Here is a 26,456-nt window from a genome sequence, read left to right on the forward strand (position 1 = left end):
GGAGAAACGGCATGCAACAACGTCACCTCGGGAAAGACCTGCGGGTCGGCGCCATCGGCCTCGGCTGCATGGGATTCACTGGCGTCTACGACGGCGGCCAGGACGAGGCGGGGGCGATCGACACCCTGCGCCGCGCGGTCGAGATCGGCGTCACTTTGTTCGACACCGCCGAGGTCTACGGCCCCTATGAGAACGAGGAGGTCGTCGGCAAGGCGCTGAAGGGCCTGCGCGACAAGGTCGTGATCGCCACCAAGTTCGGCTTCGACATCAGTCCCGAGGGTAAGGGCCTGAGCCGCATCGCCGGCCTCGACAGCCGCCCGGAGCATATCAAGCAGGTGGCCGACGCTTCGCTGAAGCGCCTGGGCATCGACCACATCGACCTGCTCTACCAGCACCGGGTCGACCCGAACGTGCCGATCGAGGAGGTGGCCGGCGCGGTCGGCGAGCTGATCAAGGCCGGCAAGGTGCGCGCCTTCGGCCTATCGGAGCCGAGCGCCGACACGATCCGTCGCGCCCATGCCGTGCAGCCGGTCAGCGCAGTGCAAAGCGAGTACTCGCTCTGGACCCGTGATCCGGAGGCCGCCGTCCTGCCAACCTGCAAGGAGCTCGGCATCGGCTTCGTGCCGTATTCGCCACTCGGCCGCGGCTTCCTGTCGGGCGCGCTGAAGGATCTCAGCAGCCTGCCGGAGGACGATTACCGCCGCACCTCGCCGCGCTTCCAGGGCGATGCGCTGGCCGCCAACCTCGCGCTGGTGGCAACGCTGGAAAAGATCGCGACGGCGAAGGGCGTGACGACGGCGCAGCTAGCGCTCGCCTGGGTGCTGCACCAGGGCGATGCGATCGTGCCGATCCCTGGGACGCGCAAGATCTCACGGCTTCAGGAGAACGTCGGAGCGGCCGATGTCGTGCTCAGCGCGGCGGACCTCTCCGAGATCGAGGCAGCGATCCCGCGCGAGGCCGTGGTCGGCGCGCGCTACACCGCACCGGGCATGGCGATGATCAACCGCTGAGCGGTGCGCGGCTTTTCCTCCCCCTTGTGGGGAGGGGTGGGGGTCGTTCAGGATCGAGCGCAGAGATGCCTTCTGAACCACCCCCACCTCCACCTCCTCTCTGCAAAGGGAGAGGAGAGTCCCCGCCTGTCCGATGAGATGCAGGGTCCGAAACACGTCTCAAACGCAAAACGGCCCGGGGCATCACCCCGGGCCGTCTCGTTTCGTCCGTGTCTCGTGAGGCGCCGAGCCCCTCAGCCTTCCTTCGAGCGCTCGAAGCGCTTGCGGTCGTTCGGGTCGAGGTGGGTCTTGCGCAGGCGGATCGACTTCGGCGTGACTTCCATCAGCTCGTCGTCCTGGATCCAGGCCAGCGACTTCTCCAGCGTCATCCGGATCGGGGGCGTCAGGCGCACGGCCTCGTCCTTCGAGGTGGTGCGGATGTTGGTGAGCTTCTTGCCCTTGAGCACGTTCACCTCGAGGTCGTTCTCGCGGTTATGCTCGCCGACGATCATGCCCTGGTAAACCTTGGCACCGGGCTCGATCATCATCGGGCCGCGGTCTTCCAGGTTCCACATGGCGTAGGCCACGGCCTCACCCTTGTCGTTCGAGATCAGCACGCCGTTGCGGCGGCCGGCGATCTCGCCCTTGAAGGGCTCGTAGGCCTTGAACAGGCGGTTCATGATCGCGGTGCCGCGCGTGTCGGTCATCAGCTCGCCCTGATAGCCGATGAGGCCGCGGGTCGGGGCATGGAAGACCAGGCGCAGGCGATCGCCGCCCGAGGGGCGCATCTCGATCATCTCGGCCTTACGCTCGGACATCTTCTGCACGACGACGCCGGAATATTCCTCGTCGACGTCGACCACGACCTCTTCGACCGGCTCCAGCGTGTCGCCGTTCTCGTCCTTCTCCAGGACGACGCGCGGACGCGACACGGCAATCTCGAAGCCCTCGCGGCGCATCGTCTCGATCAGGATCGAGAGCTGCAGCTCGCCGCGACCGGAGACGTAGAAGCTATCCTTGTCGGCGGCTTCCTCGATCTTGAGCGTGACGTTGCCCTCGGCCTCCTTGAACAGGCGGTCGCGGATCATGCGGCTCGTGACCTTGTCGCCTTCCGTGCCGGCGAGCGGCGAATCGTTGACGATGAAGGACATCGTCACGGTGGGCGGATCGATCGGCTGGGCCTGGATCGGCTCGCTGACCTGCGGATCGCAGAAGGTGTCGGCGACGGTGCCCTTGAGCAGGCCCGCGATGGAGACGATGTCGCCCGCCTCACCGACGTCGATCGGCGCGCGCTCGAGGCCGCGGAAGGCGAGGATCTTGGAGACGCGCCCGGTCTCGACGACCTTGCCGGTGCGATCCATGACCTTGATCGCCTGGTTCGGCTTCACGGTACCGGCGGCGATGCGGCCGGTGATGATGCGGCCTAGGAACGGGTTGGCCTCGAGCAGGGTGCCGAGCATCCGGAACGGACCGTCGTCGACGCGGGCCTGCGGCACGTGCTTGAGAACGAGGTCGAACAGCGGCGCGAGGCCGTCCTCGGGCGAGGCTTCCGGAGAATCGCCCATCCAGCCGTTGCGGCCGGAGCCGTAGAGGATCGGGAAGTCGAGCTGCTCGTCGGTGGCGTCGAGCGCGGCGAAGAGGTCGAACACCTCGTTGACCACCTCGGTGATGCGCGCGTCCGGCCGGTCGACCTTGTTGACGGCAACGATCGGCTTGAGGCCGATCTTGAGGGCCTTCGACACCACGAACTTGGTCTGCGGCATCGGGCCTTCGGCCGCGTCCACCAGCACGATCACGCCATCGACCATCGAGAGGATACGCTCGACCTCGCCGCCGAAATCAGCGTGGCCGGGGGTGTCGACGATGTTGATGCGGGTGTCCTTCCAGACGACCGAGGTCGCCTTGGCCAGGATGGTGATGCCGCGCTCCTTCTCCAGGTCGTTGGAATCCATCGCCCGTTCTTCGACGCGCTGGTTTTCGCGGAAGGTGCCCGACTGCTGGAGCAGCTTGTCGACGAGCGTGGTCTTGCCGTGGTCGACGTGGGCGATGATGGCGATGTTGCGCAGCTTCATCGGGAGTATGGCGTCCGAAACGGGTCGAGCCCGACAAAGCGGGGGCCGCGTCATGCGGCCCTCGACGTCGGGCGGGGAAGGCTGGATCGTGTCGCGCTGCAATAGAGCCAGCCGTCGCATCCGGCAAGGCACCCGAGCGCATGCCGTCGCGCGACGAGGAAATCGTGTTGGCGGAAACGTGTTGACGGGGCGCCGCAGCCACGGGCGCGGCCTGCAACCTGCTATAAGGACGGATGGTCCACCCGTTCTCCACCTTCAGCGGACACAGCCTTGACCGGCCCTGACACCTCCCGCCCGCCGATCCGCTTTCGCGGCCGCTCGTTCCTGGCGATGGTGCTGGCGCCGGTTCCGCCGATCGCGCAATGGCTCGAAGAGCTCGATGCGCTCAAGCAGCGCGCGCCGGCGTTCCTCACCGTGCGGGCGCTGATCCTAGACGTGACCGGCCTGAGCTTCGATCGTTCGGATCTCGCCAATCTCTGCGCCGAGCTCGCCAAGCGCAGCATCACCATCCTGGGTATCGAGGGCATCGGCCCCACGGCGCTCGGCCCCGGCTTCCCGCCGCCGCTGACCGGCGGAAAGGCGGCCGACGACGTCACCGTGCCCGAGGGCGGCGCGGCGGCGCCGGCTCCCGCCGAGCCCATGCCGACCGCTTCCGCCAAGCCGCTTGCTCGGGCGCGCTCCCTCGTGCTCGATCAGCCGGTCCGGTCGGGTCAGGTGGTGCAGCATCTCGACGGCGACGTCACCGTGATGGGCTCGGTCGCCTCGGGCTCAGAGATCATCGCCGGCGGCTCGATCCACGTCTACGGCGCACTGCGCGGCCGGGCCATCGCGGGCGCCGTGGGCGATGCCAATGCACGGATCGTCGCCCGTCGGTTCGAGCCGGAGCTCATTGCGATCGACGGCCTCTACAAGACGGCCGACGATCTCGGGCCGAAGCTGTGGGGGCAGGCCGTGCACGCCCGGCTCGACGACGACGCGATCGTGGTGACGTCCCTCGACTGAAAGCCCGTTCCGTCATCGCGAGCCGAAGACGAAGCAATGATCACCCCACGGCGATCGGCAGTTTTCTTGACGTCAGCAGCAATGACGGCGTCGTCTGAATGACGACCGCGCTCATTCGCCAGACAGGTTCCCGCACGTCTCTCGTTGCCAGTCGATGAGGCCGTTGGCAGCCGCGCGGCCGCTCGCGATCGCCGCCTGGAGCAGGTAGCCACCGGTCGGCGCCTCCCAGTCCAGCATCTCCCCGGCGAAGAAGCTGCCGGGCTGCGCGCGCAGCATAAAGCGCGCATCGAGTCCGTCGAAGGACACGCCGCCTGCGGTCGAAATCGCCCTGGCGATCGGCGCAGAAGCGACGAGCCGCAGGGGCGCAGCCTTGATCGCTGCGGCCAGCGCCGCGGGCGCGTCAGGCAGGTGGAGGCCGTGGGCTTCCCGCAAGAGGCCGGCGGCGACGGGGCTGAGGCCGGCATCCTTGCGCAGTCGCGTCGCCATGGACGCTCCGGGTTTCGGATGGTCGAGGCGCCGGGCCAGTGCCTCCGCATCAAGATCGGGCCGCAGGTCGAGAAGGAGTTCCGCGGCGCCCTCCGCCCGGATCGCCTCGCGGATGCCTCGCGACAGCGCGTAGACCGCGCCGCCCTCGATGCCCTGGGCGGAGATCATCGCCTCGCCGCGCACCTGCCGGTCGCCGAGCCGCAGGCCGAGCCGCTTGACCGGCTCGCCCGCGAAACGCCCAGCGAAATGCTCCGACCATTGCACCGAGAAGCCGACATTGGCCGGAAGCAGCGGCGCAACCGCGACCCCGCGGTCTCGGAGCAGGGACACCCAGGCCCCGTCCGATCCGAGTCGCGGCCAGCTCGCGCCGCCCATGGCGAACAAGCAGCCGCGTGGCCGGACTTCGAAGGCGCCGTCGGGGCCTTCGAAGCAAAGCGCGGTTCCGTCCCAGGCCGTGAGGCGATGGCGGGTGCGGATGCTGACACCAAGCGTGTCGAGGCGCGTGAGCCAGGCGCGCAACAGCGGCGAGGCCTTGAAGCTCTTCGGAAACACGCGGCCGCTCGACCCGACGAAGGTCGGCTGGCCGAGCCCTTCGCACCACGCTCGGAGGGCATCGGGCGGGAAGGACTCGACCGCCTCCCGCAGGGCCGCATGCGCCGGATGGTACCGTTCGAGAAATGCGGGCAGCGGTTCGGAATGCGTCAGATTCAGGCCCCCACGGCCGGCGATCAGCAGCTTGCGGCCGACCGACGGCATCCGGTCGTAGACCGTCACGCGCCGTCCTGCCGCGGCCAGAACCTCGGCGGCGGCGAGCCCGGCGGGTCCGCCGCCGACCACCGCGATGAAATCGTCTCGCTCCATGGCCAGGGCAGGCCGTGTCGAGCCTGTGGCTGTCAACCCTTCGGCTGCGAGGTGCGGTTGTGGAGACTGCCCTTGATTCGCCGAACTCCGCTCGCTAACTCGCGCCTATCGGCTGCGGGCCCCTCTGGCGGACGCATCTCCATGCGTCCGTGATGTCGGAGTCGATGCTCTCTTCAATGAAGCATGGGCTCCGCATTCGATGGACTTCCTACATACGCTTTGGCTCGGCCAGCCCGTCTGGATGTGGCTCGGTTTCCACGTCCTCGTCGTGGGGCTGATGGCCTTCGATCTCGGGCTGCTTCACCGCGACAAAGACCGGGTGATCGAGGTCAAGGAGAGTCTGGTCCTCACCGGCTGCTATCTGCTGCTCGGCCTCGCCTTCGGCGGCTGGGTCTGGTGGTACATGGGCCGGACGCAGGGCGAGGAGTTCGTGACGGGCCTCGTCATCGAATACTCGCTGTCCATGGACAACGTCTTCGTGATCGCGGTCATCCTCACCGCGCTCGGCGTACCGCGCTCGGCCCAGCACCGCGTTCTGGTCTGGGGCATTCTCGCTGCCGTCCTGTTGCGCGGGCTGATGATCGGGCTCGGCTCCGCGCTGGTCGCCCAGGCGCATTGGGTGCTGTCGCTCTTCGCCGCCTTCCTGATCTATGCCGGCCTGAAAATGCTGTTCTCCAAGGAGGAGGACGAGGCCGACGTCGAGAACAGCGCCTCGCTGCGCTTCCTCCGTCGCCGCCTGCGCATCACGCGCGAGCCCCACGGGCAGAAATTTCTCGTGCGCTTGCCCGATCCCACGACCGGCAAGGCCGTCCTGTGGTTTACGCCGCTCGCCCTGGCGCTGACGGCGGTCAACATCGCCGACGTGATCTTCGCGGTCGACAGTGTGCCGGCCATCTTCGCGATCACCACCGACCCGTTCATCGTCTACACGTCGAACATCTTCGCCATTCTGGGCCTGCGCTCGCTGTATTTCGCGCTGGCCGCGATGGTGGAGCGCTTCGCCTATCTGAAGACGGCGCTGGCCTTCATCCTGATCTTCATCGGCTGCAAGATCGTCGTCGCGGATACCCTTGGCCTCGTCGACCTGCCGCCCTGGGTCTCGCTCGCCGTGACCTTGGCTTTGCTCACGATCGGCATCGTCTACAGCCTGTGGCGCACCCGAGGTGTTTCGCAGGCCCACGACAAGGCTGCGCACCGGGTCTAAGCACGGGCAGTCTCAGTCCGCAGGTCGCGTGGCGATCAGATCGCGCAACGTGGTGATGGTCGAGGCATCGGCGATGCCATCGACGCGGTCCTGCCGGAAATGGCGCTGGAAGGCGGTCACCACCGCAGCGGTGCGCGCATCGAAGATGTCGGTCACCGGCTGGTCGTAGCCGTAGAGCGAAAACATCTCCTGCAATGCCCGGATCGGCTCGCCGGAATCGCCCTGCGAGAAGAAGCGCCCGTCGCGGATCGGCGCCGGTTTCACGAGATGGCCGACGCCTGCCTTCGAGAAACTTTCCCATGGAAAGTTCTCGCCGGGATCCTCCTTGCGCTCGGGCGCGACGTCGGAATGCGCGAGCACACGCTCGGCCGGGATCGCGTTGCGGTCGACGATATCCTTCGCCAGCGCGATCACCGCATCGATCTGCTCGGCCGGGTAGGGTGGAAGGCCGCCGACATGGCCCGGATGCACGATCTCGATGCCGATGGAGCGCGAGTTCACGTCGCGCTCGCCTTTCCAGCAGCCGAGTCCGGCATGCCATGCGCGCCGTCTCTCGGGCACGAGCTGCGCGATGCGACCATCCTCGAAGACGAGGTAATGCGCCGAGACCTGTGCCGCGGCTTCGCAGAGCCGCTCCAGGGCGACCTGCGCGTTGGCCATGCCGGTATAATGCAGGATCAGCATGTCGAGCGGGCCGTCCTTGCGCTCGCCGTGGTTCGGCGAGGGGACGACCTCGTGGACGAACGCGCTGTCGGCGGGAAAGCTCATGCCAGAGCCCGCTCCTTGGCGATGCGGTCCCAGGCGGCGTTGATGGCGGCCAGCCGCCGCGTTGCGATCGCGACGGCTTCGGGCGGCAGGCCGCGGGCGATGGCCCGATCGGGGTGGCCCTCGACCACGAGGGAGCGGTAACGGGCCTTCAGCTCCGCGTCGCTCGCGCCGCGCTCCAGGCCGATGACCAGGTAGGGATCGTCCGCGCGCTGCACATGGCGCGCGGCGAGGCGCTCGAAGGCGGCGTCGTCGAGCCCGAAGATGCGCGCGACCTCGCGCAGGTAGCGGTCTTCGTTCTCGTGGATCGCCCCGTCGGCCTTGGCGATGTGGAAAAGCCCGTCGAGCACGTCGACCAGCAGGGCGGGCTCGTCGTGAAAGGTGCTGGCGAGCTGCTGCGCGTAGCCCTCGAACCCGTCCGTGGTCCTCTTGGCGAGGTCGAACAGCCGCTCCACGCCGGCCCACGCCTGCGGCTCGACCTCGATGACCTGCCCGAACGCCTCGACCTCCGATGGAGTCACCACGCCGTCGGACTTCGCCATCTTCGCGGCGAGGGCAACGAGGCCGGTGGTGAAGACCACGTCCCGCGGCGTCGCGCCGAACGGCGCGCCCTCGCGATCAACCAGAAAATGCCCAGCGACCGAGCCGACGAGCGCCCCGATCGGGCCGCCGACGATGGCGCCGAGCCCGGCCCCGCCGAGCTTGCCCCAGATGCCGAGGCTCATCGGGCAGTGCCGTTCGAGGGGGCGGCGAGGAGCCGCTGGCGGAGAGATTGGGGCACGGGCTCGGCCTGCGCAGCGTTTCGGGTCGGTTGCTAAACCCGAATGGCGTGGCGGGCGCAAGGCGCGCAGTCGACACCGGTTCGAGCGCTGGACTTCCGCGAGCTCTCGCGGCCACGGTCTTTCATGACCTTGCAGGATCTCCGCTACCTCGTCGCCCTCGTCGACCATGGCCATTTCGGCCGGGCGGCCGAGGCCTGCCATGTCAGTCAGCCGACGCTCAGCACGCAGATCAAGAAGCTCGAAGCGCAGCTCGGCGTGACGCTGTTCGAGCGCACCAACCGCTCGGTCCGCGTCACTGCCTATGGCGAGGAGGTGGTGGCGCGGGCGCGACAGATCCTCACGGACGTCGAGGCCATCGCGAGTGTGGGCCGTCGCGTCGCGGGGCCGCTGGTGGGCACGTTCAGCCTCGGGGTGATCCCGACGCTCGGCCCGTACTTGCTGCCCTGGCTCGTGCCGGCCCTGAACGGCGACTATCCGGAGCTGCGCCTCGCGGTCCATGAGGATCTGACCGCCTCGCTGATCGAGCGCCTGCTCTCGCACCGCCTCGATGCGGCACTTGTCGCCCTGCCCGTGGAGGATGCCCGGCTCGAAACGCTGCCCTTGTTCGACGAGCCTTTCTGGTTCGCCGAGCCCAAGGGCGGCGAGGCCCTGGCCGAAGTGTTGACCAGGGATGATCTGCGCGGACGGCGGCTGCTTCTGCTCACCGAAGGGCATTGCATGCGCGACCAGGTGCTCTCCTTGTGCCGGACGCCCGACCGTGAGGCCGACGAGGATTTCCGCGCGACCAGCCTCGAGACCATCCGCCAGATGGTAGCGACCGGCATGGGCAGCACGCTGCTGCCAGCCATGGCGGTGGAGGAGTTTCGCAACCGCGGCGTGACCGTGCGCCCGCTCGATGCCGGGCTCGGCCGGAGGATCGGGCTGGTCTGGCGGCGCTCCTATCCTCGATCGCGGGACCTGCAGCTCGTGGCCCGAACGCTGTGCGAACACCTGCCGGCGGCCGTCCTACGCTTGCCGGCCGAGCCCCTATCATAGCGCTAGTCAATCGCACTCATCTCGGCAATCAATTATACAAACACTCTAAAGAGCCCTACACCCCGGCGGAACGATCTTCGACGAGGCGCTCCGTAAGGCGCCGGCCCATCACGAGCCGGCTTTCGGCGCGCCCGTGAACCGTTTTACCGATGTGATGGAGTTCGACATGGACATGCAGGTTGACGGCCAAGGCGGCGGCAAGTGCCCTGTGGCGCACGGCCCCGGCGGCCGGGGGAACCGCGACTGGTGGCCCGAGCAACTCAACCTCGAGCGCCTGAACCAGCACAATCCCCGTTCGAACCCGCTCGGCAACGTTTTCGATTACGCCAAGGAATTCGAGACCCTCGACCTCGATGCGGTGATCAAGGACCTCCATGCCCTGATGACGGATTCGCAGGAGTGGTGGCCGGCCGATTTCGGCCATTACGGCGGCCTGTTCATCCGCCTCGCCTGGCACAGCGCAGGCACCTACCGCACGACGGACGGGCGCGGTGGCGCCGGTGGCGGCCAGCAGCGCTTCGCGCCGCTCAATTCCTGGCCGGACAACGTCAACCTCGACAAGGGCCGCCGCCTGCTGTGGCCGATCAAGCAGAAATACGGAAACAAGCTCTCCTGGGCCGACCTCTACGTGCTCGTCGGCAACGTCGCCCTCGAATCGATGGGCTTCAAGACCTTCGGCTTCGCCGGCGGCCGCGTCGACACCTGGGAGCCCGAGGAGCTGTTCTGGGGTCCGGAGGGGACCTGGCTCGGTGACGAGCGCTATTCCGGCGAGCGCCAGCTCTCCGAGCCGCTCGGCGCCGTGCAGATGGGCCTGATCTACGTGAATCCCGAAGGCCCCAACGGCAAGCCGGATCCGCTCGCCTCGGCCCATGACATCCGCGCGACCTTCGCCCGCATGGCGATGAACGACGAGGAGACGGTGGCGCTGATCGCCGGCGGCCACACCTTCGGCAAGACCCATGGTGCGGGTGATCCGTCCTTCCTCGGCGCGGAGCCGGAAGGTGCCGTGATCGAAGATCAGGGTCTCGGCTGGCGCTCCAAGCACGGCACCGGCTTCGGCGCCGACACCATCGGCGGTGGCCCGGAGGTGACCTGGACCCAGACCCCCACGAAGTGGAGCAACCTCTTCTTCGACAACCTGTTCAAGCACGAATGGGAGCTCGAGAAGAGCCCGGCCGGCGCCCTGCAGTGGGTCGCCAGGGACGTGGCTGCCGACGTGCCGGACGCCCACGATCCCTCGAAGAAGCATCGCCCGAAGATGCTGACCTCGGATCTCGCGCTGAAGGCCGACCCTGCCTATGAGAAGATCTCGCGCCACTTCTACGAGAATCCGGACGCGTTCGCCGACGCCTTCGCCCGCGCCTGGTTCAAGCTGACCCACCGCGACATGGGTCCGATCCAGCTCTACCGTGGCAAGCTGGTGCCGCAGGAAGAGCTGATCTGGCAGGACCGCATCCCGGCCCTCGATCACGCCGTGGTCGACGCGCAGGACGTCGCGGCGCTGAAGCAGAAGGTGCTCGCTTCCGGCCTCACCGTGCAGCAACTCGTCTCGACCGCCTGGGCCTCGGCCTCGACCTATCGCGGCTCTGACAAGCGCGGCGGTGCCAACGGCGCGCGCATCCGCCTCGCTCCGCAAAAGGACTGGAAGGTGAATGAGCCCGCACAGCTCGCGGGTGTGCTCGGCAAGCTCGAGGCAATCCAGGCCGAGTTCAACGGCTCGGCCTCCGGCGGCAAGAAGGTCTCGCTGGCGGACCTGATCGTGCTCGCCGGCGGCGCTGCCGTCGAAAAGGCTGCCAAGGATGCCGGGATCGACGTCACGGTGCCGTTCACGGCGGGCCGCATGGACGCTTCGCAGGAGCAGACCGACGTCGAGTCCTTCGAGCCCCTGGAGCCGCGCTCCGACGGGTTCCGCAACTTCCGCGAGGGCCCGCAGTTCATGGCGCCGGAAGAGGCTCTCGTGGATCGGGCGCAGCTCCTGCGTCTGTCCGCTCCGGAGCTGACGGTTCTGGTTGGCGGCCTGCGCGTGCTCGGTGCCAACGCCAACGGCTCCAAGGACGGCGTCTTCACGAGCCAGCCGGGCAAGCTGACGAACGACTTCTTCGTGAACCTGCTCGACATGGGCACGGAGTGGAGCCAGGCCGGTTCCGATACCGCGTTCGTCGGCAAGGACCGCAAGACGAAAGAGCAGAAGTGGACGGCAACGCGCGTCGACCTGATCTTCGGATCGCATTCCGTGCTGCGCGCACTGGCCGAGGTCTATGCGGGCTCCGATGCCAAGCAGAAGTTTGCCGACGACTTCGTGGCGGCTTGGACCAAGGTGATGAACGCCGACCGCTTCGACGTGGCGGCTTCGACGCTGACGTGAGGCTATGAAACAAGGGCGGCGCTCATCTCTGAGCGCCGCCCTTTTCGACGAAGAAGGCCGGAGCGGATGCTCCGGCCTTCTTCGTCTCGTTCGATGGCCTGGTGCCGGAGTGGCTCAGCGGCAGTACACGTCGCCGTAGGCGTCGCGGTAGGTGCCGTAGGGGCATTGCGGGGCGGTGGCCGCACCGCCGATGGCGCCGGCAGCGCCGCCGATGGCCGCACCGGCGAGCGCGCCGCTCGCACGGCCGGTGGCGAGACCGCCGACTGCTGCGCCGAGGCCTGCGCCGAGGGCGCCGCCGCCAACGGCGCGCTCGCCCGGCGTGTTGCAGGCGCCGACGGACAGCGCCAGGGTGGCGGCGAGCAGAGCCGCGGTGATCTTCTTCATGGTCGAATGACTCCCTTGTGCATCGGCCCGCCCGGCGTTTTCGCCGTGGCGTACCTGGAGACCGCGCGAGCGGCCTTCGGTGCAGGCACGTCACGCGATACGGTCAAGATTGGGGCGGGGGTCGCGGGGGACATGACATTTCGCGCGCGAGAGGCCATTTGAGGCGCAAGCTGTTGCGCAAACACACCGAACCCTTCGAGGATCTCATGCCGAACGCCACCCTGATCGTCCGCAAGGCCGCCGTCCGGCCCGAGCAGGTCGTGGACACGGTCGTGCTCGACCACGCCGCGCGGCAGGTCTCGACGGGCTCGCTCAGCGCTTCGGGCGGGACGGCTTTCGACCTCGCGCTGGCCAAACCCGCCGAGGTTCAGGACGGCGACGCCTTGCGCCTCGATGACGGCCGCCTCGTCGCGGTGAAGGCCGCCGAGGAGGCGCTGCTCGAGGTGCGCGCCGACAACATCGCCCGGCTCGTGCGTCTCGCCTGGCAACTCGGCGGCAACCACGTCCCGGCCGAGATCGGCGCCGACGTGCTCTACGTCCCCGCCAGCGCCGCCGAGCTGGTCCGCGGCTCCGGTTGCGCCGCGACTCCCGTTCAGCGTGCCTTCCGGCCGGAGAAGGAGGCGCACGACCACAGCACATGCGGGCACGATCACGCGCACGGGCATGACCATGCTCACGGCCCGTCCTGCGGCCACGATCACAGTCATGATCATCATCACCACGATCACGGGCATCACGGCCATCACGATCACTGATTGCAGCCGCCGATGACCCTGATCGCGCGAGACCTCCGCTTCTCCGTCGCCCCGATGATGGATTGGACGGACCGGCAGTGCCGGGCCTTCCACCGTGTCCTCTCGGCCCGCGCCCGGCTCTATACGGAGATGGTGACGACCGGCGCGGTGCTGCACGGCGACCGCGAGCGGCTGCTCGGATTTTCGGAAGCGGAGCACCCAGTGGCGCTGCAGCTCGGCGGCTCCGACCCCGTCGCGCTCGCTGCCTCCGCGAGGATCGGCGCCGATCTCGGCTATGACGAGATCAACCTCAATGTCGGTTGCCCCTCCGACCGTGTGCAGGAGGGCAGATTCGGCGCCTGCCTGATGCGCGAGCCGGGCCTCGTCGGCGTTTGCGTCGCGGCGATGAAGGCGGCGGTCTCGGTGCCGGTCACCGTGAAATGCCGCATCGGCGTCGACGACCAGGACCCGGAAGCGGCCCTCGACGCCCTCGTCGCGGCGGTGAAGGGCACCGGCGTCGACGGCCTCGTCGTGCATGCCCGCAAGGCCTGGCTGAAGGGCCTGTCGCCGAAAGAGAATCGCGACGTCCCGCCCCTCGATTACGGCCGTGTTGTCCGCCTGAAGGCAGCCCATCCCGAGTTGCCGATCGCCATCAATGGCGGGATCACGGACATCCGGCAGTCTGTCAAACTCGTGGATCAGGTCGACGGCGTGATGATCGGGCGCGCTGCCTATACCGATCCGGCCATCCTGCTTGACGTCGACCCGCTGCTCTTCGACGAATCGGCCCCGGCTGCGGACCCGTTCGAGGCGATCGATCTCTTCGCGCCGACGATCGCACAGGGCCTGGAAGGCGGATTGCGGCTCCACGCCTTCACCCGGCACATGCTTGGCTTGTTCAACGGACGCCCCGGCGCCCGCGCCTTCCGACGGCACCTCGCCACGGCGGGCATGGCACCCGATGCCGGCCTCGCGACTCTGCGCGAGGCGGTCGGCAAGGTCTCGCGGGACTGGCAGCCGCTGCCGGCCGGGCAAGCGGCCTGATTGTATACTCTGGCCTGTCGCCGCCGCACCACGATGCACCGCGATACAACCAGAGCGTATTGACCATCCGGCCGCTTTACGGCTTAGCTTGAGCCCGACGGTTCCCCTCGGGGATCAAAAGGGAACGCGGTGAGGGGCTTTGACCCTGATGCCGCGGCTGCCCCCGCAACTGTAAGCGGCGAGCCTTCCACCACCGATGTCACTGAGGTTCCTCGCCTCGGGAAGACGGATGGACGGCAACGACCCGCGAGCCAGGAGACCTGCCGTCAGTCGTGGTCACACGCGAAACGCGTCGGGCGGGGTGCTCCGGCGGGTGTCGAGCCGCTGGGCCATGCCCGGCGCCGAGACTTCGTTCGCGGTGACGTGCCACTGCCGTTGCCCGAGGTCTCGTGTCCCGTCTGTCGTTTGGTTCCGTTGCGCTCCCCGTATTCGCTCTCTTCGCTTTCACCCTGACGGCCGCCGCCGAGGAGGCGCAGCTCGACGAAATCGCCGTCGCCGCTGAGAGCACGAGCGGCCAGGCTGCCGGGCCGTTCGCGAGCGCCGGCTACGTGAACGGGCTCACGGGCACCGGCGGCGCGCTCCGCGTGGTAGATGCGGCCAGTGCCGGCACGATCACCGGAGCGCAGCTCAACAGCCGTCCGGTCACGCGGGCCGGCGAGGTGCTGGAAGCGGTGCCGGGCCTGATCGTCACCCAGCATTCCGGAGAGGGCAAAGCCAACCAGTTCTTCCTGCGCGGGTTCAACCTCGACCACGGCACCGACATCGCGATCGATGTCGATGGCATGCCGGTCAACATGCGCACCAACGCCCATGCCCAGGGCTATGCCGACATCAACTTCCTGATCCCCGAACTCGTCGGCGCGGTGGAATTCCACAAGGGCCCGTACTTCGCCCGCGACGGGGACTTCGCCTCGGCCGGCTCGGTGCGGATCGACTACCTCGACAGCGTCGAGAAGAACCTCGCGCAGCTGTCGCTGGGCAGTTTCGGCTACAAGCGCGCGCTGTCGATCGCCTCGACTCCCCTCGGCGAGGGCCGCCTGCTCGTTGCCGGCGAGGCTCAGACCTATGACGGGCCTTGGGACGTGCCCGACCGGCTGGGCAAGCTCAACGGCGTCATCCGCTACAGCCAGGGTACGCAAGCCGACGGCTTCTCGCTCACCGGCATGGCCTATTGGGCCAAATGGAACGCCACCAACCAGATCCCCGAGCGCGCCGTCTCCGAGGGCATCATCGGCCGCTACGGCACGCTCAACCCGACCGATGGCGGTAATAGCGGCCGCTTCTCGCTCTCCGGCCGCTGGAGCCAGACCGACGAGACCGGGATCACCAGGGCCTCGGCCTACGTGATCCGCTATCAGATGAACCTGTTCAACGACTTCACCTATTTCCTGAACGACCCGATCAACGGCGACCAGTTCCACCAGCGCGATCAGCGCATCCTCGGCGGCGGCGAGGTCGCGCACATCTTTCAGGGCAGCCTGTTCGGGTTGTCGATGGAGAACGAGATCGGCGTCCAGACCCGGACCGACAGCATCCGGGTCGGCCTGTTCAACACGGCGAGCCGGCAATACCTCTCCACCGTCCTCGACGACCGCGTGCTGGAAGCCAGCGCCGCCTTCTATTTCGAGAACCGGGTGAAGTGGACCGACTGGCTGCGCACCAGCATCGGCTTCCGGGCGGACGGCTACTATGCTGACGTGGTCTCCGACACGCCCGCCAATTCCGGCAAGGCGCGGGACGGCATCGTCAACCCGAAGCTCGGTCTCGTGCTGGGTCCATGGTTCGATACCGAGATCTTTGTGAATTACGGCGGCGGCTTCCACTCAAACGACGCGCGTGGTGTGACTGCGACGGTCGATCCGCAGAGCCCGCTCTTCACGCTGAACCGTTCGCCTTTCCTGGTGCCCTCCACAGGCTACGAGGTCGGCATCCGCAACCGCTCCATCGCCGGGCTGGAGACCTCCCTGTCGCTGTTTCGTCTCGACTTCGCCTCTGAGAACCTGTTCGCGGGCGATACCGGGACCACGGAGCCGAGCCGTCCGACCCGGCGCATCGGCGTCGAGTGGACCAACCGCTACGCCGTCACCTCCTGGCTGTCGCTCGAAGGCGACCTGACCATCACCAATGCCCGCTTCACCGATGCCGATCCGGTAGGCAACCGCGTGCCGGAGGCGCCGACCACCATCGCTTCGGCCGGCTTCACGCTGGGGCAGGGGCTCGGCTGGTTCGGCTCGATGCGTCTGCGCTATTTCGGCCCGCGTCCGCTGATCGAGGACAATTCGGTGCGCTCGAAGCCGACCGCGCTCGTCAATGGCCGCGTCGGATACAATTTCGACAACGGCATGAGCCTGGCGCTCGACGTGCTCAACCTGACCAACGCCAAGGCCGACCAGATCACCTATTTCTACGAGTCGCGCCTGCCCGGAGAGCCGGTCGCCGGGATCGCCGACAAGCACTTCCATCCCGTTGAGCCCACTGCGGTCCGGCTGACGCTGGCGGGGCGGTTCTAAGCTGCTCGGGCCTCAGCGCCCGTAGCAGCTCACGAATTCACGATACACCCAGCCGATCGGCTGGTCGCCGAGTTCGACGTCGCCGACATAGACCCAGGCCTTGCCGTTGATCTGCTGGCGCTCGAGGACGCTGACGCGCTGGCCGTTGGCGAGCGTGCCGACGACACGCCCGTTCGGCGTTGTCCGCACGTTGAGCGGCGTGCCGGTGGGATCGGTGACTCGGCACTCCGCCGCCTGTGCGCCCGCTGCCGCCAGCAGGCCGATCGCCGAGAACCCCCACATCCGCATCGCTGTCTCCTCTGCCCCGAGTCGGTCGGCAAAAGCGTAGCAGTCAAGCTGTGTTCGGCGAAGGGCAGGTGTTCGCCGAGGCTTCGTCCACACCCAACAAGAGCTGTAACACAGTCTTTGATGAGCCGGATAAGTATGCGTTGGCAAAGGATTCGTTGCAAGTAAATCACAGAGCAAACCAAGTCTAAATATGACGAGATTATGACTAAGCGGCCAACGTGATTCTCGCTTAACCGCAGCGAAGACGACCTGTCCCGGTGGTCGAGGGGAATCCGACAATGCTCTTTAAACATAGCGTATCGATGGCGGCGATCCTCGCAGGCACTATCGGGGTCGCGCACGCGCAGACCGCCAACGTCACGCCCGCCAACGTGAACGTCCTGAACCTGCTCTCGCCCTTCCTGGCCCTCAACGGCAATCAGGTCGGCCAGCAGACGCTTCAGCAGAACCTTGCCTTGGGCCTCGCCGACAACCAGGCCGCCAACACGGCCCGCCAGCAGCTCGCCATCAGCGACAAGACGCTGGCCGGCAGCATTTTCAACGGCGCGATCGCGACGATCACCCTCGCAGATGGCACGAAGGTCAATCTCGGCCCGGGCGACAACCTTGCCGGCGGCCTTCCGCTGCAGCAGGCGCAGAGCGCCGGCGGCCTGCAGCCGCTCCAGCCGTCGGGCGGCTACGGCCTGCGCCTCGGCCCGATCTACCAGACCGGCATCCGCGCCAGCAGCCTGACCTCCGGCCCGCTGACGAAGACCTTCACCCTGCTGAATAATGCCTATTCGGTGATGAGCGCCGATCTCGGCGTTGCGAAGAACTACTTCGCCAACGGCGCCGCCACGAATCCGAGCACCACGCCTCCCGGTTACGTGCCCGTCCCGGCCGTGGCTCCGGCCGGCTACACGCTGCCGACCGCACCCTACACGATCCCCGCCGGCTCGGCTGGCGCCGGCACGACCGGCACGCTGCCGAACACCCGGGACAGCGTCCTCGACATCGCCTACGGTGTGAAGAACACCGGCGCCGGCCAGGACGTCTACGGCTCCTCGCGGCCGGTTCAGGTAACTCCGAGCAGCTACAACATCTTCGACCCGACCGCGCTGAACGGGCTTGCCACCAATCCGTCCTTCCCGAGCGGCCACACGCAATACGCTTTCACCGACAGCTACCTGCTCGGCATGCTGGTGCCGCAGCAGTTCCAGTCCATGATGGCGCGTGCCGCGGAATACGGCGACAGCCGCATCGTGCTGGGCGTGCACTACCCGCTCGACATCATCGCCTCGCGTTCGTTCGCGGCCTACGACATCGCCCAGGCCCTCACGAACCCGCTCTACGTCAACAACGCCGCGACGACCGGCACGGCGATCAACCTGCCGAGCCTGTTCACGGCGGCCCAGGGTGAGCTGCAGAGCTACATCTCGGCGCAGTGCGGCAACACCGTCGCGGCTTGCGCGACCTCTTCCGCGAACACCGCCGGCAGCCCCTACGCGGCCTCCGCCGCCAACCAGGCGCTCTACCAGCAGCGTCTGACCTACGGCCTGCCGACCCTGACCTTCGCTCAGGCTCCGCGTGAAGCCGCCCCGACCGGCGGTCCCGACGCCTCGATCCTGCTCTCGACGCTCTACGGCGGCAGCACGGCCGCCGCCAAGACGATCGCCCCGACCGGCGGCATCTACGGCAACCTCTCGACCGACACGATCAACCAGATCATCGTCAACACCGAGACCAACGCGCTCGCTGCCTTCTACGGCACGTCGCTGAGCTACTGGAGCCGCCTCGACCTGTATTCGGCCGCCGGCTACTTCGACAACGTCACCGGTCGCCTCGACCTCGCCACCACTGATCGCGTGACCCGCGACGTGGCGATCGGCAATGGCGGCTCGCTGTTTGCCAACGGCACCATCACCGGTGTGGCGATCGTGCAGACCGGCGCGACCCTCGGCGGTTCGGGCACGGTCGGCGGGATCGCCGCTCAGTCGGGTTCGACGGTGGCTCCTGGCAACTCGATCGGCACGTTGAATGTCGCCGGCAACGTCGCCTTCGCGGCAGGCTCGACCTATCAGGTCGAGGCGAACGCGGCCGGCCAGTCCGACAAGATCGCGGCCACGGGCACGACGACGCTCCAGGGCGGCACCGTGCAGGTGCTGGCGGCGGCCGGCGCCTACAATCCGCGTACCCAGTACGCGATCCTGACCTCGGCCGGCGGTGTCGGCGGCCAGTTCGCGGGCGTGACCTCGAACCTCGCCTTCCTCACCGCCACGCTGCGCTACCAGCCGACCGAAGTCGACCTGACGCTCACCCGCAACGACGTCGCCTTCGCCACGGTGGCGTTGAACCGCAACCAGGCCGCTGCCGCCAACGGCGTCCAGAGCGCGGGTCCGAACTCCGGCGTCTACGGCCGCACCGTCGGCCTGACGACGGCCGAGGCCCAGGGCGCGTTCCAGGCTCTGTCGGGCGACATCCACGCGAGCGCGTCGGGCGCGGCCTTCGAGACCGCCTTCTTCGTGCGTGAGGCGATCCTCGACCGCCTGCGCAACGGCGGCACGGCGGAGGGCGCCGATTACGGCTCGCTGCCGGCGACCTACACCGCCGACCTGCCCGGTCGTCGGGTGGCCCCGACCATGGTGCCGGCCCGCGTGCTCGATCCGCGCGTGTTCGGTGTCTGGGCACAGGGCTTCGGCGGCTTCGGCCATGCCGACACCGACGGCAACGCCGCCGGCGTCAACAGCTCGACGGCAGGCTTCGTGGCCGGTGCCGACGTGCGCTTCGAGAATGGCTTCCGCATCGGCGTGGCCGGCGGCTACACCCGCACCAATCTCGACACCGCGGCCCGCACCCAGTCGGCCCAGATCGAGAGCGGCTTCGGCGCCATCTACGGCGGCACCGAGTTCGGTCCGATCGCGCTGCGCCTTGGCGCGGTCTATTCCGGCAACGACTCGCGGACCCGCCGCTCGGTGGTGTTCCCGGGCGTCGGCGACAACGACACCGCCCATTACGGCGGCTCGACCACGCAGGGCTTCGGCGAGATCGGCTACCGCATCCCGTTCGGCAACGCGGCTCCGGTCGGCCTGATCACCAAGGGTGCGGCGCCGGCTGCCGCCTTCGCGACGAGCTACATCGAGCCCTTCGTCGGGGGTGCCTACGTGAACGTGAACACCGACCGCTTCACCGAGACCGGCGGCATCACGGCGCTTCGCGGCTTCTCGCACGACAACGACATCGGCACGGCCACGGTGGGCGTGCGGGCTCAGACCACGTTCGACCTCGGCCTCGGCGCCCCGGTCACGGCCCACGGCCTCGTCGGCTACCGCCGGGCCTTCGGCGACGTGGTTCCGACCGCGCTGCTCGCCTTCCAGACCGGATCGAGCTTCGTGACGGCGGGTCTCCCGATCGACCGCGACGCGCTGGTGGCCAATGCCGGCCTCGACCTGCGCATCTCGGCCAACGCCACGATCGGCGTCGCGTATACCGGTCAGATGGGCAGCCGCGCCGAAAACCACGCCGCAAAGGGCAACTTCACCATCCGCTGGTGAGCTCTTGAGACTGACGAAACGAAGGGGCGCCCCCGAAAGGTGGCGCCCCCTTTTTCTTGTCCTCACGACAACCTGATCACCCCATCGCGCGTCGTCCTGAAGGTCGACACCAGTGACGGAGGAGGGCCGCCTACTTCTCGTATTTGATGTAGGCGAAGCGCGGGTCTTCCGGCGTGCCGGAGAGAGGGCTGCCCTCTTCCAGGCCGGGCTGCCACATCACGACCTCCTCGATCTTCTTCGCCAGGGCGAAGTCCGAAGCGGTGATGCCCTTGGCTGCGTGATTCATCAGCCGGACCTCGACCCAAGCATAGGAGGCGGTGATGTCGGGATGGTGGAACGCGGCCTCGGCGAGGTGGCCGACGGTGTTGATGATCATCAACGTGCCCTTCCAGCCCGCCGTCTTGTAGGTCCGCCGGATCCAGCCATCCTCCAGCCGCCACGTCGGCAGCTCGGTCTTGAGCCGCTCCTCGACCTGGGCCTCGTCGAAGACCGTCGCCTTGGCCATCCTCGTCACTCCTCGAGTTTCGCTCCGTGTCGGCGTGAGACTGCGCCGAGTCCGGTGGTGGCACAACCACCGTGGAGATCCGGCATTTGCCGCAGGGTGAACTGGCCTCGGGCTGTGGACGCCACAAGGCCGAAACCCTATTGGAAACTCAAGAGATTGCGCCCGGCACGCCGCCGGGTGGTCGATCCTGGAAGGTTCAGGGAGAAGGCGCCCATGCTGTCACGGCGCGGACTGCTCGCGACGGCGGCCTTGTGGCCGCTTCCGGCGATCCTGCCCGCTCGCGCGGCGGCCGACGTGATCAAGCTCGGCGTGCTTCCCTTCGGCACGGCCTCCTGGGAGGCGGCCGTCATCAAGGCGCGCCGGCTCGACGAGGCGAACGGCTTCACGCTGGAGCTGGTCAAGCTCGCAGGCAACGACGCGGCACGCATCGCCTTCCAGGGTAACCAGCTCGACACCATCATCGGCGACCTGATCTGGGCGGCCCGTCTGCGCAGCGAGGGGCGCAACGTGAAGTTCCTGCCCTATTCCACCACCGAGGGCGCGGTGATGGTGCCGGGCGACAGCCCGATCAAGGGCCTCAAGGACCTCTCGGGCAAGCGGCTCGGCGTGGCGGGGGGCGCCCTCGACAAGAGCTGGGTGCTGTTGAAGGCGCAGGGGCGCGAAACCGGGGACATCGACCTCGAACGCAACGCCCAGCTCGCCTTCGGCGCGCCGCCGCTGCTGGCGCAGAAGCTCGAGACCGGCGAGCTCGATGCGGCTCTGCTCTACTGGCAGTTCTGCGCGCGGCTCGAGGCCAAGGGGTTCAGGCGCCTGATCAGCGCCGACGACGTCATGCGGGCCTTCGGCGCCAAGGGTGCCGTGTCGCTGATCGGCTACCTGTTCGAGGGAGAGACCGTCGACCAGCGCCCCGAGGCAGTGAAGGGTTTTGCCCGCGCCTCGCGCACGGCGAAAGACATCCTCGCCAACGAGCCCGAGGCCTGGAACGCAGTCCGGCCGCTGATGGCCGCGGAGGACGACGCGACCTTCGCCGTGCTCAAGCGTGACTTCCTCGCCGGCGTGCCGCGCCGAACCGTCGAGGCCGAACGAGCCGACGGCGAGCAGATCTACACGACCCTGGTGCGCGCCGGCGGCGAGCAGCTCGTCGGCACCGGCAAGACCCTGCCGCCGAACCTCTATCTCGACGCGACGGGCAAGGGGTGAGTTCGTGACCTCACGCCTCGTCCGGAGCCGCTGACGCGCAGATGGCCCTTCTCGCGCGTCTCGCCTCGCTCGTCGTTCTGCTGGTGCTGTGGCAGGCGGTCTCCGTCTACGCGGACGTCCGCACGCTGCCGGCCCCAAGCGCGGTGCTCGCCTTCGTCATCCGCGAGGCAGAGAAGGGGGATCTGTTCTCCAACGTCGGCATCACCCTGCTGCGCGTGGCGATCTCCTTCGTCATCGCCATGAGCCTCGGCGGGTTGCTCGGTATCGTGCTCGGCCGCTCGAAATGGGCCGACCAGATCCTCGACACGCCGTTGCTCGTCATCCTCAACACGCCGGCCTTGGTGATCACCGTGCTCGCCTATGTCTGGCTCGGGTTGACCGAGACCGCGGCGATCGTCGCGGTGGCGCTGAACAAGCTGCCGAACGTCGCGGTGATCATGCGCGAGGGCGCCCGCGGTCTCGATCCGGGCCTGGAGGAGATGGCGGCGAGCTACCGTTTCGACCGGCGGACCTGGATCGGCAACGTCCTGGTGCCGCAGCTCCAGCCCTTCGTGATCGCGGCGGCGCGCTCGGGCATCTCGCTCGCCTGGAAGATCGTGCTGGTGGTGGAGCTGATCGGCCGGCCGAACGGCGTCGGCTTTGCCATCAACTACTATTTCCAGCTCTTCGACGTCACGGCGGTGATCGGCTACAGCCTCGTGTTCATGACCGTGATGCTCGCGCTCGACACCCTAATCCTCCAGCCGATCGACGCCCATGTCCGCCGCTGGCGCTGAGATCGCCCGGGTGACGGCCGAGGTGAGCGAGCCGCTGCTGCGCGTCGCCATCGCGAAGAAGGTCTATCGCCGCGCCGGCACCGAGCCGGTGGAGGCGGTGCGCGACCTCGCCTTCGAGGTCGGCCCGCGGGAGATCACCTGCCTGATCGGACCCTCGGGCGCCGGCAAGACCACGACCTTGCGCATCCTGCTCGGCCTCGATGCCGACTACGAGGGCTCGGTCGCGCCCGATCCGGCCGAGGCCGGCATCGCCATGGTGTTTCAGGATCCCCGGCTGCTGCCCTGGCGCACGGTCGAGCAGAACGTGCGGCTCGCCCTGCCACGGGCGAACCGCGACAAGAACCTCGACGAGCTGTTCGAGGCCCTCGGCCTGGCGCCGTGGCGCTCGCGTTATCCGGGCGCGCTCTCGCTCGGCATGCAGCGCCGCGTCTCGCTGGCCCGCGCGCTCGCGCAGGAACCGCGCATCCTGGTGCTCGACGAGCCCTTCGTGTCGCTCGACGACGCGGCGGCGGCGGGCTTGCGCGGGCTCGTCGTCGCGGCGGTGGCGCGGTTCGGCACGAGCGTGCTGATGGTCACGCACAACGTCGACGAGGCCATCGAGATCGCCGACCGGCTGCTGCTGCTCTCCGGCCGGCCGGCAAGCCTCGTCGCCGCGATCCCCCTCGACACGCCGCGAGCGCAACGAACCCGCGGCTGGGCCGAGACCACGCGGCGCGGGCTGGCGCAACGCTATCCGAGCGTCATCGCGGACTGATCCTCCACGGCTACGCCGCCTTCGCCGGCCGCGCGAGCCGCACCGACGTCACCACACCCACCGCGAAGATCACTGCGGCACACACGGCCAGCGCGGGGAACTGTCCGAGGTGCTCCAGCGTGAAGCCGAAGATCGCGACGCTCATGGCTTGCCCGCAGAAATACGAGAAGGCGTGAAGCGCCACCGCCGAGGCGCGCGCCGTCGGCGACAGCTCGGTCACCTGCACCTGGTAGGTGTTGTGCAGCATGTAGAAGCCGAGGCCGAGCCCGACGAAGGCGGCGCAATCGACCGGCCAGTTGCCCGCGAGCCCGACAATCAGCAGCGCGACGGCGCAGATGGCACCCCCGACGATCAGCATCCGGTAGATGCCGAGGAAGCGCAGCAGCAACGGCACCAGCAACGAGTAGAGCAGGCCTCCCACCGCGAAGCCGGCAAGCACCAGCCCGGCCTCGCGCGGGCCGCCCTCGCCGCGCGCGCTCAGCAACGGCGCGATGTAGGGCAGCACGCCGAAGATCGCGATGCCCTCGACGAAGACCGCCGAGAACAGCAGCTGCGCCCGGGGATTTGCAATGAGCGAACCGTAGCGCGCGATGGCTTGGCCGACCTCGATCGGCCTCGGGGGCGCCTGCTTGCCCTTGTCGAAGCCGAACAGGGTGGTGGCGCAGCCCAAAGCCGCGACGACGCCGGTGGCGGCGAAGACGCCGCGCCAGCCGACGAAGGCCTCGATCAACCCGGCGAAGGTCGAGCCGAGCAACTGGCCGAGGATCACCGCGACGAGAAAGCGGCTGATCGCCACCTGTCGCTGGCCCAGCGGCACCCGGTCCCCGAGCATCGCGAGCGAGAGCGGAATGCAGCCGCCGGCCGCGGCGCCCGCAACCATGCGCAGCACGAAGAGCAGGTCGAGATTGGGCACGGCCGCGCAGCCGGTCAGGGCGATGGTCAGGGCGGCGAGGCAGGCGACGAGCACCCGCTCCTTGCCCAGGGCATCGCCCACCGGTCCGAGGATCGGTTGGATCAGCGCATAGGGCAGCGCGAAGGCGGTCGAGAGCAAGGCAACGGTGTGCGGGTCGCTCTCGAGGTCGTGTGCGAGCACGCCGACGAGCGGCTCGGCCGACCGCAGGGCGAAGCTGCTGGCGAAACCCGCGGCCGCGAGGACGAGGACCAACCGGGAATGGGACGAGGGATGCGGTCCGGCCGCCCCGGCCGAGTCGACCCCGGAGGTCACGCGACGAAGTCCGTCATGGGAACGGGCCTACTCTGCGGCCTGGCGCGTGGTCTCGCGGAACGGGTGGGCCGGGTAGGTGCCGATGATCCTGAGTTCGCGCGAGAAATAACGCAGCTCGTCCAGGGCGCGCACGAGCGCCGGATCGTTCGGATGGCCGTCCACTTCGGCGTAGAATTGCGTGGCGGTGAACCGCCCTTCGACCATGTAGCTTTCGAGCTTCGTCATGTTGACGCCGTTGGTGGCGAATCCCCCCAGCGCCTTGTAGAGCGCGGCTGGAATATTACGCACCCGAAAAACGAAGCTCGTCACACTTTCCACGCCACTCGGCATGCCCGGTCCGGCCTCTGGCGAGAACACCACGAAGCGCGTGGTGTTGTGGGCCTCGTCCTCGACGTCCGTCTCCAGGATCTCCAGACCGTAGACGTCGGCCGCCAAAGCCGGAGCGAGCGCCGCGCGGGTCGGGTCGCGCACTTCCGCCAGCTCGCGCGCCGCGCCGGCGGTATCGCCGGCGACGACCGCCTTGAGCCCGAGCCGGCGAATGACGCGGCGGCACTGGCCGAGCGCGTGGATGTGGCTGTGCACGCTCCGCAGGTCTTCGATCCGCACGCCAGGCATCGCCATGAGCTGGAAATGGATCGGCAGGAAGTGCTCGGCGATGATGTGAAGCGGCGAGGACGGCAGCAGGTGGTGGATGTCGGCGACGCGTCCGGCGATCGAGTTCTCGATCGGGATCATCGCGAGCGCCGCCCGCCCCTCGTTCACCGCCGCGAAGGCGTCCTCGAAGGTGGCGCAAGGGAGCGAGGACCAGTCGGGATAGGCCTGCGCGCACATGATGTGCGAGTTGGCGCCGGGTTCGCCCTGATAGGCGATGGTCTTGTCGGTCATCGGCCGTACTTTCTTTGGCTCGTCCTCGACCGAGGACGGTCGAGGACGTCCGCTGCACGATCAGCGGCGCGCATTCGCGCTTGTCGACGGCCGATCGCAGGAGAGCCCATGGTCTTCGGTCGTCGGGATGTCAGTTGAGGCGCCGACGCGTCAGCAGAGTGCGGGCGCGGTCGAGGTCGGCCTGGGTGTCGACGCCGAGGGGCAGGTCGTCGACGATCATCGCATCGATGCGCATGCCGGATTCGAGCGCGCGTAGCTGCTCCAGCTTCTCGCGCCGTTCGAGCTCCCCCTGTGGCAGCGAGACGAAGCGGGTCAGGGCCGTGCGGCGATAGGCGTAGAGGCCGATATGGTGGAAGAGCGGGCCGTCGCCCCAAGGCGCCCGGCCGCGCGTGAAATAGAGCGCGTGCAGGCGGCCCGGGCCGACATTGTGACCGACGAGCTTCACGACGTTCGGATTGTCCGCTTCGTCCGGATCGGTGATCAGCGCGCAGAGCGTCGCGATGTCGACCGTACGGTCGGTCAACGGCGGCAACACCGCGCCGATCACGGAGGGATCGATGGTCGGCAGGTCGCCCTGGACGTTGACCACCACGTCGTGCCGGCCCTCCGGGTCGACGATCTCCAGGGCTTCCGCGAGGCGATCCGAGCCGCTGGCATGGTCGACGCGGGTCATCACGGCGAGGCCGCCCTGTGCTTCGATGACGGCAGCGATGTCGGGCGTGTCGGTGGCGACCACGACCGGGCCGATGCCGGCCTCCATGGCGCGACGCCAGACATGCACGATCATGGGCTCGCCGGCGATCTCGGCCAACGGCTTGTTCGGCAGGCGCGTGGCGGCAAGGCGGGCGGGAATCAGGACGAGAGGGTCGGACATGGTTGGGGCCGGAATGCGGGCTCGTCGTGCGCGGGAGGCCGGTGCTTAACAGCGGCGGCGGCCCTTGTCATGGAAGCGCTGCGCCGTCGGGCGCGCTCTCGAGGCAACGACCCCCTGCCAAAACCGCGTGATCCGCGCACCCGCGACGCGCGCGGCCATTGTCAGGAACGGGGGCTTGCGGCTAAG

At 68.2% G+C, this 26,456-nt stretch carries 22 protein-coding genes and 1 riboswitch; of the genes, 12 read left to right on the forward strand and 10 right to left on the reverse strand.

What is annotated here, in order from left to right:
- The first annotated feature begins 11 nt into the window (after positions 1-11).
- Entirely contained in the window at positions 12-1,010 is a 999-nt protein-coding gene (locus GGR33_RS02700) for an aldo/keto reductase (protein ID WP_183501819.1), read from the forward strand.
- A gap of 233 nt (positions 1,011-1,243) precedes the next feature.
- Here GGR33_RS02700 and typA read toward each other — a convergent pair whose 3' ends face one another.
- Entirely contained in the window at positions 1,244-3,061 is a 1,818-nt protein-coding gene (gene typA / locus GGR33_RS02705) for a translational GTPase TypA (protein ID WP_183501820.1), read from the reverse strand.
- A gap of 330 nt (positions 3,062-3,391) precedes the next feature.
- Between typA and minC the strand changes: the two genes are divergently transcribed.
- Positions 3,392-4,063, forward strand: coding sequence for a septum site-determining protein MinC (gene minC / locus GGR33_RS02710; protein ID WP_246412819.1), 672 nt, complete (start codon positions 3,392-3,394; stop codon positions 4,061-4,063).
- A 111-nt stretch (positions 4,064-4,174) separates the two neighbouring features.
- Here minC and GGR33_RS02715 read toward each other — a convergent pair whose 3' ends face one another.
- Complete coding sequence (locus tag GGR33_RS02715) at positions 4,175-5,410, reverse strand: TIGR03862 family flavoprotein (protein WP_425488730.1); 1,236 nt, start codon at positions 5,408-5,410, stop codon at positions 4,175-4,177.
- A gap of 199 nt (positions 5,411-5,609) precedes the next feature.
- On the opposite strand from GGR33_RS02715, the gene GGR33_RS02720 reads away from it, so the two are divergent.
- Complete coding sequence (locus GGR33_RS02720) at positions 5,610-6,614, forward strand: TerC family protein (protein WP_183501822.1); 1,005 nt, start codon at positions 5,610-5,612, stop codon at positions 6,612-6,614.
- 12 nt (positions 6,615-6,626) lie between these two features.
- Here the strand turns inward: GGR33_RS02720 and GGR33_RS02725 are convergent, their stop codons facing one another.
- Both GGR33_RS02725 and GGR33_RS02730 read right to left on the reverse strand, forming a co-directional pair.
- The gene (locus GGR33_RS02725; RefSeq protein WP_183501823.1) at positions 6,627-7,382 is read right to left on the reverse strand and encodes an N-acetylmuramoyl-L-alanine amidase; all 756 of its coding nucleotides are present in this window, start codon (positions 7,380-7,382) and stop codon (positions 6,627-6,629) included.
- On the reverse strand, positions 7,379-8,104 hold the full coding sequence (locus GGR33_RS02730) for a J domain-containing protein (RefSeq protein WP_183501824.1): 726 nt from the start codon (positions 8,102-8,104) through the stop codon (positions 7,379-7,381). The genes GGR33_RS02725 and GGR33_RS02730 overlap by 4 nt, the downstream gene beginning before the upstream one ends.
- Positions 8,105-8,284: 180 nt before the next feature.
- Between GGR33_RS02730 and GGR33_RS02735 the strand changes: the two genes are divergently transcribed.
- Both GGR33_RS02735 and katG read left to right on the forward strand, forming a co-directional pair.
- Positions 8,285-9,196 carry a LysR substrate-binding domain-containing protein gene (locus GGR33_RS02735; RefSeq protein ID WP_183501825.1) on the forward strand — a complete coding sequence of 304 codons (912 nt, stop codon included), beginning with the start codon at positions 8,285-8,287 and terminating at the stop codon, positions 9,194-9,196.
- A 166-nt stretch (positions 9,197-9,362) separates the two neighbouring features.
- Positions 9,363-11,561 (forward strand): catalase/peroxidase HPI, encoded by a 2,199-nt coding sequence (katG, locus tag GGR33_RS02740; protein ID WP_183502155.1) that lies wholly within the window; start codon positions 9,363-9,365, stop codon positions 11,559-11,561.
- A 114-nt stretch (positions 11,562-11,675) separates the two neighbouring features.
- Here katG and GGR33_RS02745 read toward each other — a convergent pair whose 3' ends face one another.
- On the reverse strand, positions 11,676-11,945 hold the full coding sequence (locus GGR33_RS02745) for a hypothetical protein (protein ID WP_183501826.1): 270 nt from the start codon (positions 11,943-11,945) through the stop codon (positions 11,676-11,678).
- Positions 11,946-12,118: 173 nt separating this feature from the next.
- On the opposite strand from GGR33_RS02745, the gene GGR33_RS02750 reads away from it, so the two are divergent.
- The 3 genes from GGR33_RS02750 (at position 12,119) to GGR33_RS02760 (ending at position 16,233) form a co-directional block, all read left to right on the forward strand.
- A complete protein-coding gene (locus GGR33_RS02750; RefSeq protein WP_425488731.1) occupies positions 12,119-12,700 on the forward strand; it encodes an urease accessory protein UreE in 582 nt (193 codons plus the stop codon).
- A gap of 12 nt (positions 12,701-12,712) precedes the next feature.
- Positions 12,713-13,723, forward strand: a complete 1,011-nt coding sequence (gene dusA, locus GGR33_RS02755) for a tRNA dihydrouridine(20/20a) synthase DusA (RefSeq protein ID WP_183501827.1) — start codon at positions 12,713-12,715, stop codon at positions 13,721-13,723.
- 81 nt (positions 13,724-13,804) lie between these two features.
- Positions 13,805-14,005, forward strand: a riboswitch (cobalamin riboswitch).
- 203 nt (positions 14,006-14,208) lie between these two features.
- Positions 14,209-16,233 (forward strand): TonB-dependent receptor, encoded by a 2,025-nt coding sequence (locus GGR33_RS02760; protein ID WP_284211705.1) that lies wholly within the window; start codon positions 14,209-14,211, stop codon positions 16,231-16,233.
- A gap of 12 nt (positions 16,234-16,245) precedes the next feature.
- Here GGR33_RS02760 and GGR33_RS02765 read toward each other — a convergent pair whose 3' ends face one another.
- On the reverse strand, positions 16,246-16,521 hold the full coding sequence (locus GGR33_RS02765) for an SH3 domain-containing protein (protein WP_183501828.1): 276 nt from the start codon (positions 16,519-16,521) through the stop codon (positions 16,246-16,248).
- A gap of 278 nt (positions 16,522-16,799) precedes the next feature.
- Here GGR33_RS02765 and GGR33_RS02770 point away from each other — a divergent pair, with 278 nt between their 5' ends.
- Complete coding sequence (locus GGR33_RS02770; RefSeq protein ID WP_183501829.1) at positions 16,800-20,051, forward strand: autotransporter family protein; 3,252 nt, start codon at positions 16,800-16,802, stop codon at positions 20,049-20,051.
- A 130-nt stretch (positions 20,052-20,181) separates the two neighbouring features.
- On the opposite strand, the gene GGR33_RS02775 is transcribed toward GGR33_RS02770, so the two are convergent.
- On the reverse strand, positions 20,182-20,556 hold the full coding sequence (locus GGR33_RS02775) for a 4a-hydroxytetrahydrobiopterin dehydratase (protein ID WP_183501830.1): 375 nt from the start codon (positions 20,554-20,556) through the stop codon (positions 20,182-20,184).
- Positions 20,557-20,769: 213 nt separating this feature from the next.
- Here GGR33_RS02775 and GGR33_RS02780 point away from each other — a divergent pair, with 213 nt between their 5' ends.
- Genes GGR33_RS02780 through GGR33_RS02790 form a run of 3 tightly spaced genes read left to right on the forward strand, consistent with a single transcriptional unit; the run spans position 20,770 to position 23,286 of the window.
- Complete coding sequence (locus GGR33_RS02780) at positions 20,770-21,756, forward strand: ABC transporter substrate-binding protein (protein ID WP_183501831.1); 987 nt, start codon at positions 20,770-20,772, stop codon at positions 21,754-21,756.
- A gap of 41 nt (positions 21,757-21,797) precedes the next feature.
- Positions 21,798-22,532, forward strand: coding sequence for an ABC transporter permease (locus GGR33_RS02785; protein WP_183501832.1), 735 nt, complete (start codon positions 21,798-21,800; stop codon positions 22,530-22,532).
- A complete protein-coding gene (locus GGR33_RS02790) occupies positions 22,513-23,286 on the forward strand; it encodes an ABC transporter ATP-binding protein (protein WP_183501833.1) in 774 nt (257 codons plus the stop codon). Before GGR33_RS02785 ends, GGR33_RS02790 begins: the two co-directional genes overlap by 20 nt.
- 10 nt (positions 23,287-23,296) lie before the next feature.
- On the opposite strand, the gene GGR33_RS02795 is transcribed toward GGR33_RS02790, so the two are convergent.
- The 3 genes from GGR33_RS02795 to GGR33_RS02805 form a co-directional block, all read right to left on the reverse strand.
- Complete coding sequence (locus GGR33_RS02795; protein WP_183501834.1) at positions 23,297-24,511, reverse strand: MFS transporter; 1,215 nt, start codon at positions 24,509-24,511, stop codon at positions 23,297-23,299.
- A 27-nt stretch (positions 24,512-24,538) separates the two neighbouring features.
- Positions 24,539-25,396 (reverse strand): prephenate dehydratase, encoded by an 858-nt coding sequence (locus GGR33_RS02800; RefSeq protein ID WP_183501835.1) that lies wholly within the window; start codon positions 25,394-25,396, stop codon positions 24,539-24,541.
- A 130-nt stretch (positions 25,397-25,526) separates the two neighbouring features.
- The gene (locus GGR33_RS02805; RefSeq protein ID WP_183501836.1) at positions 25,527-26,270 is read right to left on the reverse strand and encodes a 3-deoxy-manno-octulosonate cytidylyltransferase; all 744 of its coding nucleotides are present in this window, start codon (positions 26,268-26,270) and stop codon (positions 25,527-25,529) included.
- Positions 26,271-26,456 lie beyond the last annotated feature (186 nt).

Source organism: Methylobacterium brachythecii (assembly GCF_014196345.1).
GTDB classification, from domain to species: Bacteria; Pseudomonadota; Alphaproteobacteria; order Rhizobiales; family Beijerinckiaceae; genus Methylobacterium; species Methylobacterium brachythecii.